Genomic DNA, 12,353 nt, shown 5'->3' with positions numbered 1-12,353 from the left:
TGGTGCCCACAACCAGAATTGAACTGATGACCCCGTCCTTACCATGGACGTGCTCTACCAACTGAGCTATGTGGGCATTTTAATTATTAATATATTTTCCATTGTCTAATAAAAGTCTTTTTTTAATCAAAAATTAAACTTTTTTAATTTGTATTTGTTTTTCATGATAAAAAAAATGTCTAACATATTGGTTCTTTTAGCTTTCGTTTTTGTAGCTAATTGCGCTCAACACTCGGTTAAATTTGGTAAAAAATGTACACAAGTTGCGAAGGATGGAACTTACGAAAAATCTTATATTTGGATTGTGAACAACGATACTAATCCAGATTTTGGAAAAAAAATTACAAAACAAAACTGTATTTCTGCAGAAAGCTCATAAAAGTCACTTAATGTAGCTATCCAATTTCTTGACAAAATCTTCGGATATCTATTTAAAGTGCCCAGCATCAAAGTTGATGCTGTAATTTAATAAGAAAGTAAGTATGAGTATAAAAGGTAAAGTAAAATGGTTTAATGGAACCAAAGGTTATGGTTTTATTGAACGAGAAGACAAAGAGAAAGACGTCTTTGTTCATATGTCTGCAGTAAAAGATTCAGGAGTAGGTTATCTAGATGAAGGTGATTCTTTGACTTTTGAAATCGAAGAAGGAAAAAAAGGCCCTTCAGCAGTTAACCTAAAAAAAGAATAGGTTAAAAATTTAACGTAGGAGGCTCGGTCATGGGTATACATTATGATTATAAATCCAAAAGAGGAGAAAGAGCTATGCTTAAGGAAGCTAAACGAAAAGAACGTTTAGCTTTAAAGAAAGCCAAAAGAGCCTCCACGTCGGATATTGAAGAGAAAAGTGAAGAGGTTAAAATGCACGATATTAATAAACCTATCACTTTAGATGATTTAACAAACCCAGATAAATAGCTATGCAATTATTATCCAAAAAGGATGATAAAAAACAAAAACTTGCTGATGCTTTAAAGCAAAATTTAAAAAAAAGAAAAGAATTTAAAAAAAAATTAGAAAATAAGTAATGAGTGTTCTTTCAGATAAATGGATTAAAAAAATGTCTTTGGAACATGGAATGATAAGTCCATTTATTGAAAAACAAGAAAGATCTAACAATATATCATATGGACTTTCTTCATTTGGATATGATGCAAGAGTCTCAAGTGAATTTAAAATATTTACTAATGTTAATTCATCAATTGTAGACCCAAAAAATTTCTCAGATAATAATTTAATTACAAAAACAGAAGATGTATGCATTATTCCTCCAAATTCCTTTGCTCTTGCCTCGACAGTAGAGTATTTTAAAATTCCAAGAGATACTTTAGTGATATGTTTGGGAAAAAGTACTTATGCTAGGTGTGGAATTATAGTTAACGTAACACCATTAGAACCTGAGTGGGAAGGCCATGTGACTTTAGAGTTTTCAAATACAACTCCATTGCCAGCAAAAATTTATGCTAATGAGGGAGCATGCCAGTTTGTTTTCTTAAAAGGAAACGAGTCTCCAGAAACCTCGTATGCAGATAGAAAAGGAAAGTATATGAAACAAACTGGCGTAACACTTCCGAAAATCTAATTATCAATGAAAAAAATTGTTATTCAAGGAGGAGCAAAGCTTCATGGATCAATTAATATTTCAGGATCTAAAAATGCAAGCTTACCAATACTGGCAGCAACATTATTAATAGATGAAAAAATAATTTTAAGTAATGTTCCAATTGTCAAAGATATATTGACTATGGTTAGTCTTTTGGAAACATTAGGCAAAAAAATTAAAGTAAAAAGAAATTCATTAGAAATAACTTCAAAAAATAAAAAAAATTATGTAGCTAAATATGAGCTAGTTAAAACAATGCGAGCAGGCATTTTGGTTATCGGACCATTATTAGCTAAATTTGACAAAGCTAAAGTATCTTTACCAGGTGGTTGTGCAATTGGAGCAAGACCAGTTGATATACATTTAGATTTTTTGTCTAAGTGTGGATATCAAAATAAAATTTCAAAAGGTTATGTTATTTCTAATAAGCAATCTATTAAAAAAAAAATTTCATATAAATTTAAGAAAATATCTGTAGGAGCAACTGAGACTGCTATTTTAAATTGTTGTTTATCGAACAAAGAAGTTAAATTAAAAAATATCGCAATCGAACCAGAGATAATTGATATGATTAATTTTTTAAATAAATCAGGTGCCAATATCAAATTTACAGCAAAAAGATCTTTGTTAATTAAAGGGGTTAAGAGTTTAAATAGTACAAAATATAGTATTATGCCTGACAGAATAGAAGCCGGAACTTATATGATAGCTTCTGGCATTACACAAAGTTCTTTAACTTTAAATAACATTTTAATTGACCATTTAAAAAATATTATAATTGTTTTAAAAAAAATTGGATTTAAATTTAAATTTATTTCAAATAACAGTTTGAAAATTTTACCTTCAAAATTAAAACCTATTAAAATAAAAACATTTCCATATCCTGGTTTTCCAACGGATATGCAAGCTCAGCTAATGAGTTTGCTCATTTTAACGAAAGGCACCTCAGAAATTAAAGAGGATATTTTTGAAAATAGATTTTTGCATGTTTTGGAGCTGCAAAGGATGGGAGCTAATATTCAAATAAGCAATAATGTAGCAAAGATTACAGGCATAGATAAGCTTTCTGGAGCTGAAGTTATGGCAACAGATTTAAGAGCCTCTGTATGTTTAGTGTTAGCAGGTTTGGTGGCAAGAGGAAAAACTGTAATAAACAGAGTTTATCATCTTGAAAGAGGCTATGAAGATTTAGTAAAAAAATTAAAAAAATGTGGAGCTAAAATTAAATTTTTAAATGCTTGATAATCAAGGTTTTCTAAAGCTAAAAGCTGATGACAAAAATGATCTAAAGGTATTTGCTGCCTATTTACAAGATAGCATTACAACTCCTAAAGAAATAAAATTTTTAGAAAAAAATAAAGCATTTATTTGTATATTTAATAGATTTATGTGGGAAGATGCCGAAAAGGGTATTTTTAGAGATAACAAAAGAATTCGATCAGCATTAAAAATAGATGATGTAAGATCAGTGAAATCAAAAAATCTTAATCCTCAAGAAGAAAAAGCACTGGAATTTCTAACAATCAATATTGAGCAGGGTGATCAAGAAAATATTAATATTAACCTTTTATTTTCAGGCAATATGACTATATCAGTAAATGTAGAGGCAATTAATGCAACGTTAGAAGATTTTTCTGATAGTTGGAAAACAAAAATTAAGCCTGATCATAAAATTTAATGAAAATATTAAATACAAAAAATAAACTATTTAAAAAAAATTTTGATTTAGTTCTTGGTTCTAAAAGAATTCAGTCAAATAATAGTCAAAAAATAGTAAAAAAAATTATTAGCGATATCAAAAAAAATGGTGATTTAGCTTTAATTAAATATACCAAAAAGTTTGATAAGGTAAATTTTGGTCCATCAAAAGTTAAATTAGACGATAAGTTAATTAGCAAAAAGATCAAAACATTAGATATAAAAATAAAGAGGTCTATTGATTTGGCTTTTGAAAGAATTACAAAATTTCATAAAAAACAAGTATACAAAGGTTTTAAATTCAAAGATAAATTAGGTAATCAACTAGGTTACAAAATCTTACCTTTAGACAAAGTTGGAGTCTATGTACCTGGTGGAACGGCAAGCTATCCAAGTACATTATTAATGAATTCGATTCCAGCAATGGTTGCTGGTGTTAAAAATATATATTGTGTAATGCCAACTCCTAGAGGCGAAATAAATGCTGGTGTATTGTATGCAGCAAAAAAATGTAAAATAAAATCAATTTTTAGGATAGGTGGTGCACAGGCAGTTGCCGCTTTAACATATGGTACAAAAAATGTCCCAAAGGTTGATAAGATTGTTGGGCCTGGAAATATATTTGTGGCTACAGCAAAAAAAGAAGTTTTTGGAACTGTTGGTATTGATATGGTCGCTGGACCATCAGAAATAACTGTAATCGCGGGTGACCGCAATAGAGCAGACTGGACTGCTGTTGATTTATTATCGCAAGCAGAGCATGATGTATTATCTCAATCAATTTTATTAACCACAAGTGAAAAATTTGCAAAAAAGGTTTCTATAGAAGTTAAAAAAATATTAAAAACTTTACCTAGAAAAAAAATTGCATCCAAGAGTATTAAAAATTATGGCTGTATAGTTGTGTGTAAAAATAAAAAAGAACTAGTAGATTATGCAAATATTATTGCACCTGAGCACCTTGAAATTAAAATTAAAGGTTCTGAAAAATTGGAAAAACAAATTAAAAATGCAGGCTCCATATTTTTAGGTGAGTTTAGCCCTGAAGCTATTGGAGATTATTTAGCTGGACCAAATCATGTATTACCAACATCTGGTTCTGCAAGATTTGCATCAGGCTTATCTGTTAATGATTTTTTAAAAAGAACATCTTTAATAAAGTGCACCAAAAGAGGTATTGAAAAGATTGGTCAAATGGCTATAAATCTCGCAAACTATGAAGGCTTACATGCACACGCGCTGTCAATAAGCAAAAGGATAAAAAATTAATGGCAAAAGAAGAAATGATCGAATTTAAAGGCAAGGTAACAGAATTGTTACCGAATGCTACATTTCGGGTAAAACTGGAAAATGATCATGAGATTTTGGCCCATACTTCAGGAAAACTAAGAAAGAATAGAATTAGAGTATTAGCAGGCGATACAGTTTTGGTTGAAGTAACTCCTTACGATTTAACCAAAGGCAGAATAACTTTTAGACTTAAATAACAGTCTAGATGTCTAAATTAATATTAGCAAGCGCATCTCCAAGGCGATTAGAATTGCTAAAAAGTACTAATATTTTTCCAGATATTGTTGAACCTGCAAACATTGATGAGTCTATAAAAAAAAAAGAAAAATCTAAGTTTTACTTGCAAAGAATTTGCTTTGAAAAAGCTTTGAATGTTCAGAAAAAATATAAACAAGACATAATACTTTCAGCGGATACAATAGTTACAACAAATCAAATAATTTTTGGCAAGCCATCTGGTAAAGAAGATGCAACTAAAACATTGAAGTATTTATCAGGTAGAAATCATAACGTCAGCACTGGTATTTGCATTTTGTATAAAAATAATAAGAAAATTAAAATTATAGACACTAAAATAAAATTCAAAAAACTTCACAATGATGAAATTGATCAATATATGAAAACAAATGAATGGATTGATAAAGCAGGTTCATACGCTATCCAGGGTTATGCAGAGAGATTTGTTACTAAAATAAATGGATCATATTCAAATGTAGTAGGTTTACCACTATACGAAACAGTCAATTTACTAAAAAGTATAAAGAATTTTTAATTGATTATTTAATCATTATATGAAAAAAGCCTTTTTGTTGGTCTCGTAGCTCAGTTGGTAGAGCAGAGCCCTGAAAAGGCTTGTGTCGCTGGTTCAATTCCAGCCGAGACCACCATTTAGAACTTGAAATTTTATTTTAAATAAGTACTAAACAAATCAATGAAAAATATAGTTTTAAATATTACACACCATCACACACATGCTAAGCATGGGCTTGGCAATTAACTATATATTTAACAAAAAAAAAATAATATAAACTTTAACAAATGCAGCTGTAGCTCAGTTAGTTAGAGCGCCTGTCTGTGGAACAGGAGGTCGTTGGTGCAACTCCAACCAGCTGTACCAAAAAAAATGAATAAAAAAATAAGTAAGCCACCCATAGATTTACCTAGTGGCTTTATTGATAGAAAAGAAAAAGAACTGGTTATAAGAGATTTCTTAATTAGACAGATTAAGGAAGTTATGACTAAGTATGGTTTTGAGTTTCTTGAAACGCCTAGTTTTGAATATACTGAAAGCTTAGGGAAATTTTTACCAGATAAAGACAGGCCATCAGAAGGAGTTTTCTCGTTTGAGGATGGAAAAAAATGGTTATCTTTAAGATATGATCTAACAGCACCTTTAGCAAGATTTTCAGCAAAAAACTTTGACAGTTTACCAAGGCCCTTTAAGAGATATCAAGTTGGCACAGTTTGGAGAAATGAAAAACCAGGACCAGGTAGATTTAGAGAGTTTTTGCAATTTGATGCTGATTATGTTGGTACAAATAATTTACTAGCTGACAGTGAATTATGTGTGTTGATTTCAGAGATATTATTAAAATGTGGACTAACAGAAAAAGAATTTAATATTAAAATATCTAATAGAAAATTATCAAAAGGACTATTGGAAGATTTAGATATTGTTGACCAAGATCAGCAAGGCATATCATTACGAGCAATAGACAAATTAGATAGAGTAGGCTTGGATGGTATTAAAGATTTATTAGATAAGGGTAGAAAAGATAAATCTGGTGATTTTACTGATGGAGCAAACTTGGAAGCCTCTAAAATTGAGAAGATAATTAATTTTTTAAATTGCAAAGGGATTGAGGATTTAAAAAAAATCAGTCAAAATAAAATCTATAATGAAGGAATAGCTGAACTTGAAAATATATGTGAATATTTCAAGTTATTTGATTTTAAAAGTTTTAAAATTGATCCTACGGTTGTACGAGGACTGGAATATTATACTGGTCCAATTTTTGAAGCAGAATTAACATTTAAAGTAAAAAATGATAAAGGGCTTGATATTGAATTTGGCTCAATTGGTGGTGGTGGCAGATATGATGATTTGGTTAAAAGATTTAAAAATCAAGATTGTCCTGCAACTGGAATCTCAATTGGTTTAGATAGGTTACTCTACGCATTATCACAAAAAGATATTTTTAGTTTTAAGCAAAAAAGCCCAGTTTTAATTTGTGTATTAGATGAAAATTATAATGATTATTATTTTAAAATTTTAAACTTATTAAGATCAAATAATATTAATGCAGAAATTTATACAGGTTCTTCTGGATTTAAAGCTCAATTAAAATATGCAGATAAACGAAATTGTAAATATGCAATTTTATGCGGTGAAGATGAGGTTGCAAAGGAATTAATAACTTTAAAAAATTTAGAAATTGGCAGTAAAATTTCAGAAGAAATCGAGTCCAGAGAAGATTGGACACAAGCTAAAGATGCTCAAAAAACCATCCCATTAACTAATCTAATTGAAGAAATAAAAAAATAAATGTCTGTAGCTTTAAAAAAGAAAAAGAAAAAAGAGGATATTTCAAAAAAAATTTTAAGCTCATTTAAAAAAAAAGGTTTTAATTTCATAGATCTAGACATGGTCATCGATACAGATCTTTTGACCAGAAGATCAGGAGAAGCTTTTAAAAAGTATGCTTTAAATTTTAAAGATAACTCTGGAAAAGAAATTAGTTTAAGACCTGACTTGACTATTGCAACTGCCATACAATACATCCAAAATAAAAGACAAGTATTAAGCAAAATTTCTTACTATGGATCTGCTTTTAGGCTAGATAAAAAAGGTAAACTTAATGTATTTGATCAAATTGGTTGCGAAATTATTAACTCAAAGTCAGCACCGGAACAGTTAGTTTTAACAACAATTTTATCATCTTTTCGCAGCATTCAAAAAAAGGAAATTATTATAAATGATTTAAATCTTTTCAGTGTATTGGTTAATTTATTAAATTTACCCAAAAGATGGAAATTGCGTTTAATAAGACACTATTCAAGAAAAGATTACTTTAACGAATTGCTAAAGAGACTTGAAACCAGTTATGACCTTGATCAGAGGAAAATCAAAATTGATTATAATCGACTTTCAGAAATAAAAAGACTTAATCAAAAAAAAATAATCGGAGGAAGATCTGTTGGTGAAATAGTTTCTAGATTTGAAAAGAAAATTAAAGATCCAAGGGATAATTTTAATGGTAGTCAAAGTGTTAAAATTATTAAAGATTTCTTAAAAATAAGAGTTCCTTTCAAGAAGCTGAAAATTTCCTTAAATAAGTTTTTTATAAAACATAATTTAGATAAAAGTGAATTTAACAATAATCTTAAAAAACTTTTATTTTTGAATTCTATTATTCAATCCAATGAGACTATAATATTCGATACTAAGTTTGGAAGAGAGACGCAATATTACACTGGTTTTGCATTTTCATTAATTAAAAAAAGGAAAGAGTTAGCCAGAGGTGGAGAATATAATAATTTAATAAAGACTTTAGGTGGAAAACAAACACCAGCTTTTGGTGCAGCTATAAACATAAATAATTTAATATGAGTACGATTAAAATAGGATTGCCAAGTAAAGGAAGATTAAAAGAGGATTGTTTAAAGTTATTCTCTAAGAAAAAATTGAATGTGAAAAATTCAAATTCTAGAAATTATTTCTTTCAATTTGAAAATAATAAAAAATATGAGGGTATATTTTTGCATGCAAGAGAGATCATCGAAAGACTAAATGATGGAACTTTAGATATTGGTGTATCTGGTCTTGATCTTCTTATGGAGTTACCCGAAGAAAATCGAAAAAATATTAAAATCATGAAAGAGCTAAAGTTTGGCTTTGCAGAACTTGTCGTTGCGGTTCCAAATGACTGGCTAGATGTTCAAAACATTGCTGATTTAGAAGAGGTAAGCTTTGAATTTAGAGAAAAAAATAATAGAAGGATGCGTGTTGCAACAAAGTATCCAAAATTAACTGAAGAGTTCTTTTTATCGAGAGGAATTACTGAATTTAAAATAGTTGATAGTTTGGGTGCAACTGAATCTTATCCTTTCACTGGTTCTGCAGAGTTAATTACAGACATTACATCTACGGGGACCACTCTAAGGGAAAATAATTTAAGAATAATTTCTGACGGTAAGATATTGCAAAGTTCAGCTTGCTTTATGATATCGAAAAAGTTTAAGGGAAAAGAGAGAGATTTATTTAGTTAAAAAAAAAGCCCGGAGTTACCGGGCTTTTTTAGGTGAATGGTTTTACATTCCCATTCCGCCCATGCCAGGCATTCCACCACCCATTGGAGGCATACCGCCAGCTGGACTAGAATCTTTATCATCTGGTTTATCTGCAATCATTGCTTCAGTTGTAATTAATAAACTAGCAATTGATGCAGCATCTTGAAGAGCTGTTCTTACTACTTTTGTAGGGTCGATAATTCCTTTTTGGAACATGTCACAATACTCTTCAGACTGTGCATCGTAACCGTTAGAACCTTTTTTTCCTTCTAAAAGTTTTCCAACAACAACTGACGCATCAACACCTGCGTTTGAGATGATCTGTCTAATAGGTGCTTGGAGTGCTTTTTTAACAATTTCAACACCAGCTTTTTGATCATCACCTTTGACTTTAATGCTATTTAAAGTTTCTGACGCATATAAAAGAGCACAACCACCACCAGTTACAACCCCCTCTTCTACAGCTGCTCTAGTTGCGTTAAGTGCATCATCCACTCTATCTTTTCTTTCTTTAACTTCAACTTCAGTCGCACCACCAACTTTGATTACTGCAACACCACCTGCAAGTTTTGCAAGTCTTTCTTGAAGTTTTTCTTTATCATAATCAGAAGTAGACTCTTCAATTTGCTTTCTGATTGAACCACATCTTGCTTCGATATCATTTTTCTTACCTGATCCATCAACAATTGTAGTGTTATCTTTATCTACTTTGATTTTTTTACAAGAACCCAGATCATCAATTTTTACGTTTTCTAATTTGATACCTAAGTCCTCTGATATTAAAGTTCCACCAGTTAAAATTGCAATATCTTCTAACATTGCTTTTCTTCTATCTCCAAAACCTGGAGCTTTAACCGCAACAACTTTTAAACCACCTCTTAACTTGTTTACAACTAAAGTCGCTAAAGCTTCACCCTCAACTTCTTCAGCAATAATTAATAGTGATCTAGAAGATTGAACAACAGATTCTAAAAGAGGAACAATTGATTGCAGGTTAGATAGTTTTTTCTCACATAATAAAATTAGTGGATTATCTAGTTCAGCAACCATTTTGTCCGAGTTAGTGATAAAGTATGGTGACAAGAAACCTCTGTCAAACTGCATACCTTCAACTACATCTAGTTCAGTTTGAAGACCTTTTGCTTCTTCTACTGTGATCACACCTTCGTTACCAACTTTCTGCATAGCTTTAGAAATCATATCTCCAATTTCTTTTTCACCATTTGCAGAGATTGTTCCAACTTGTGCAATTTCCTCACTAGTCTTTACTTTCTTTGAACTGTTTTTAATTTCTTCAATCACTTTCTCAATTGCAGTATCAATACCTCTTTTTAAATCCATTGGATTCATTCCTGCAGATACATACTTACAACCTTCTTTAGCAATTGATTGAGCTAGCACAGTTGAGGTTGTAGTTCCATCACCAGCTTCGTCATTTGTTTTACTGGCAACTTCTTTTACCATTTGAGCTCCCATGTTCTCAAACTTATCTTCCAGCTCAACTTCTTTTGCTACAGTAACACCGTCTTTAGTAATCCTTGGAGCTCCAAAAGATTTATCAATCACAACATTTCTTCCTTTTGGTCCTAAAGTAACTTTTACGGCATTAGCAAGAATATCAACGCCTTTAAGCATTGAGTTTCTAGCTTCTGTATCAAATTTTACAATTTTTCCTGCCATTTTAATTTCCTCCTAAATTATTTCTTTGCAATTACTCCCATGATGTCACTTTCTTTCATGATAGAATATTCTTTTCCATCAATCTTAACTTCAGTTCCTGACCACTTTCCAAAAAGAATTTGATCACCTACTTTGACATCCATTGGTGTAATTTTTCCATCTTCTGATTTAGCTCCTGGTCCTACCGCAACAACTTTACCTTCTTGAGGTTTTTCTTTTGCAGTATCAGGAATAATAATTCCCCCAGCAGTTTTTTCTTCACTTTCTAATGATTCAACTAACACTCTATCGTGTAACGGTCTGAATTTCATAGTTTTCTCCTTTAACGTTATGGCAGAGATATGATGATGAATCGAAAATTTTCAAGGGGTTACTAAAATGCAGAATATGTGGTTTTTAGAGCTATTTTACAGTATATGCTAAATGATGTCTGTATTTAGTTCTATCAAAAAAGCCTTGAAATCTAGCCAGTCTGCAAATTTTCCAAATGATTTAGAATCTTTATGGATGCCTTTTTCTGCAAATAAACACTTTAAAAAAAAACCTCGATTAATTTCAAAAGCGAAGGGTATGTATTATTACACACCTTCCGGAGAAAAAATTTTGGATGGTGTAGCTGGGTTATGGTGTTGTAATGCCGGTCATAATCGAGAGCCAATAGTTGAGGCAATTAAAAATCAAGCAAGTGAACTAGATTTTGCGCCTGCTTTCAACATGGGGCACCCAAAATCATTTGAATTGAGTTCTAAATTATCTCAAATGGCTCCAGACGGATTTAATCATGTTTTTTTTGGAAACTCAGGATCAGAGGCAGTTGAAAGTGCTTTAAAAATTGCCCTCTCTTATTGGAGAGAAAAGGGCAAAGAAAAAAAAAGAATACTTATTGGCAGAAACAGAGGGTATCACGGAACTAATTTTGGTGGAGTTTCAGTCGGTGGCATCGAAAAAAATAGAAGTCAGTTTAATAAATTTTTACCAGAAGTTTATCATTTAAAAGATACACACAATTTAGAAAAAAATGCTTTCTCTAAAGGTCAGCCAAGCTGGGGTGAAGAGCTTACAAATGAGTTAGAAAAAATGATCCAAGATCACGGATCGGATAATATAGCAGCTGTTATTGTGGAACCAGTTGCGGGTTCAACTGGTGTATTAATTCCACCTAAAAATTATTTAGATAAATTAAAAAAAATATGTGACACAAACGATATTCTTTTAATTTTTGATGAAGTGATTACTGGTTTTGGAAGACTAGGTAAGGCTTTTGCAAGTCAATATTTTAATATTACACCTGACCTTATATGTTTAGCAAAAGGTATAAACAGTGGAACGGTACCAATGGGTGCAGTTTTAGTGCAAGATAAAATTTTTGAAGCATTCATGAATAAAGAAGAAAAGACAATTGATCTGTTTCATGGATACACTTATTCAGCCCATCCGTTAGCCTGCGCAGCATCCTTGGCCGCTTTAAAACTTTATGAAGATGAAAAACTCTTTGAAAGAGCAAATGAATTATCTACATATTGGGAAGAGGCAGTACATTCTTTAAAGGGAGTTAGAAATATAATTGATATTAGAAATCTAGGACTAATTGGAGCTATCGAGCTTGAGCCTATAGACGGAAAGCCTTCAAGGAGAGCATATAATGTTTTGTGCGAAGCTTTTGAAGATCAAAAAACATTATTAAGAGTAACTGGTGATATTATAGCTTTGTCACCACCATTAATAATTGAAAAAAATCAAATTGATCAATTAATAGAAAATTTAAAAATCACTCTTCAGAAAACTGCATAAAAT

At 30.9% G+C, this 12,353-nt stretch carries 15 protein-coding genes and 3 tRNA genes; 15 read left to right on the top strand and 3 right to left on the bottom strand.

Annotation, left to right across the window (positions count from 1 at the left end; all coding sequences use genetic code 11):
• Nucleotides 1-76, bottom strand: a tRNA-Thr gene (locus ACTTAT_RS00160).
• 99 nt (nucleotides 77-175) lie between these two features.
• Between ACTTAT_RS00160 and ACTTAT_RS00155 the strand changes: the two genes are divergently transcribed.
• The 14 genes from ACTTAT_RS00155 (at nucleotide 176) to hisG (ending at nucleotide 8,858) form a co-directional block, all read left to right on the top strand.
• Entirely contained in the window at nucleotides 176-379 is a 204-nt protein-coding gene (locus ACTTAT_RS00155; RefSeq protein WP_440679023.1) for a hypothetical protein, read from the top strand.
• A gap of 103 nt (nucleotides 380-482) precedes the next feature.
• On the top strand, nucleotides 483-689 hold the full coding sequence (locus ACTTAT_RS00150; protein ID WP_009359783.1) for a cold-shock protein: 207 nt from the start codon (nucleotides 483-485) through the stop codon (nucleotides 687-689).
• A 29-nt stretch (nucleotides 690-718) separates the two neighbouring features.
• Nucleotides 719-916 (top strand): hypothetical protein, encoded by a 198-nt coding sequence (locus ACTTAT_RS00145; RefSeq protein ID WP_009359784.1) that lies wholly within the window; start codon nucleotides 719-721, stop codon nucleotides 914-916.
• A 109-nt stretch (nucleotides 917-1,025) separates the two neighbouring features.
• Nucleotides 1,026-1,580, top strand: coding sequence for a dCTP deaminase (dcd, locus tag ACTTAT_RS00140; protein ID WP_440679022.1), 555 nt, complete (start codon nucleotides 1,026-1,028; stop codon nucleotides 1,578-1,580).
• Nucleotides 1,581-1,586: 6 nt separating this feature from the next.
• A complete protein-coding gene (gene murA, locus ACTTAT_RS00135; protein ID WP_440679021.1) occupies nucleotides 1,587-2,843 on the top strand; it encodes a UDP-N-acetylglucosamine 1-carboxyvinyltransferase in 1,257 nt (418 codons plus the stop codon).
• Nucleotides 2,836-3,279 (top strand): DUF2948 family protein, encoded by a 444-nt coding sequence (locus tag ACTTAT_RS00130; RefSeq protein WP_440679020.1) that lies wholly within the window; start codon nucleotides 2,836-2,838, stop codon nucleotides 3,277-3,279. The genes murA and ACTTAT_RS00130 overlap by 8 nt, the downstream gene beginning before the upstream one ends.
• Entirely contained in the window at nucleotides 3,279-4,568 is a 1,290-nt protein-coding gene (hisD, locus tag ACTTAT_RS00125; RefSeq protein WP_440679019.1) for a histidinol dehydrogenase, read from the top strand. Before ACTTAT_RS00130 ends, hisD begins: the two co-directional genes overlap by 1 nt.
• Nucleotides 4,568-4,786 carry a translation initiation factor IF-1 gene (gene infA, locus ACTTAT_RS00120; RefSeq protein ID WP_009359790.1) on the top strand — a complete coding sequence of 73 codons (219 nt, stop codon included), beginning with the start codon at nucleotides 4,568-4,570 and terminating at the stop codon, nucleotides 4,784-4,786. Before hisD ends, infA begins: the two co-directional genes overlap by 1 nt.
• An 8-nt stretch (nucleotides 4,787-4,794) precedes the next feature.
• Complete coding sequence (locus ACTTAT_RS00115) at nucleotides 4,795-5,361, top strand: Maf family protein (protein WP_440679018.1); 567 nt, start codon at nucleotides 4,795-4,797, stop codon at nucleotides 5,359-5,361.
• A gap of 39 nt (nucleotides 5,362-5,400) precedes the next feature.
• Nucleotides 5,401-5,476: transfer RNA gene (locus ACTTAT_RS00110), tRNA-Phe, on the top strand.
• Between the two features lie 153 nt (nucleotides 5,477-5,629).
• Nucleotides 5,630-5,706 (top strand) — tRNA-His (locus ACTTAT_RS00105).
• Between the two features lie 6 nt (nucleotides 5,707-5,712).
• Nucleotides 5,713-7,134 (top strand): histidine--tRNA ligase, encoded by a 1,422-nt coding sequence (hisS, locus tag ACTTAT_RS00100; protein WP_440679017.1) that lies wholly within the window; start codon nucleotides 5,713-5,715, stop codon nucleotides 7,132-7,134.
• On the top strand, nucleotides 7,135-8,199 hold the full coding sequence (locus tag ACTTAT_RS00095; protein WP_440679016.1) for an ATP phosphoribosyltransferase regulatory subunit: 1,065 nt from the start codon (nucleotides 7,135-7,137) through the stop codon (nucleotides 8,197-8,199). It begins immediately after the preceding gene.
• Nucleotides 8,196-8,858, top strand: a complete 663-nt coding sequence (hisG, locus tag ACTTAT_RS00090) for an ATP phosphoribosyltransferase (protein WP_440679015.1) — start codon at nucleotides 8,196-8,198, stop codon at nucleotides 8,856-8,858. Before ACTTAT_RS00095 ends, hisG begins: the two co-directional genes overlap by 4 nt.
• Nucleotides 8,859-8,900: 42 nt before the next feature.
• Here hisG and groL read toward each other — a convergent pair whose 3' ends face one another.
• Entirely contained in the window at nucleotides 8,901-10,559 is a 1,659-nt protein-coding gene (gene groL / locus ACTTAT_RS00085) for a chaperonin GroEL (protein WP_440679014.1), read from the bottom strand.
• 17 nt (nucleotides 10,560-10,576) lie between these two features.
• Nucleotides 10,577-10,870, bottom strand: a complete 294-nt coding sequence (gene groES / locus ACTTAT_RS00080; protein ID WP_009359799.1) for a co-chaperone GroES — start codon at nucleotides 10,868-10,870, stop codon at nucleotides 10,577-10,579.
• Between the two features lie 115 nt (nucleotides 10,871-10,985).
• On the opposite strand from groES, the gene ACTTAT_RS00075 reads away from it, so the two are divergent.
• Nucleotides 10,986-12,350 (top strand): aspartate aminotransferase family protein, encoded by a 1,365-nt coding sequence (locus ACTTAT_RS00075; RefSeq protein WP_440679297.1) that lies wholly within the window; start codon nucleotides 10,986-10,988, stop codon nucleotides 12,348-12,350.
• The last annotated feature ends 3 nt before the right edge of the window (nucleotides 12,351-12,353 follow it).

The sequence above is a fragment of the Candidatus Pelagibacter sp. HIMB1517 genome (genome assembly GCF_052047895.1).
Classification (GTDB): Bacteria; Pseudomonadota; Alphaproteobacteria; order Pelagibacterales; family Pelagibacteraceae; genus HIMB114.
The sequence above is the reverse complement of the archived record's forward strand: the minus strand, read 5'-3'. Positions and strand labels throughout refer to the sequence as shown.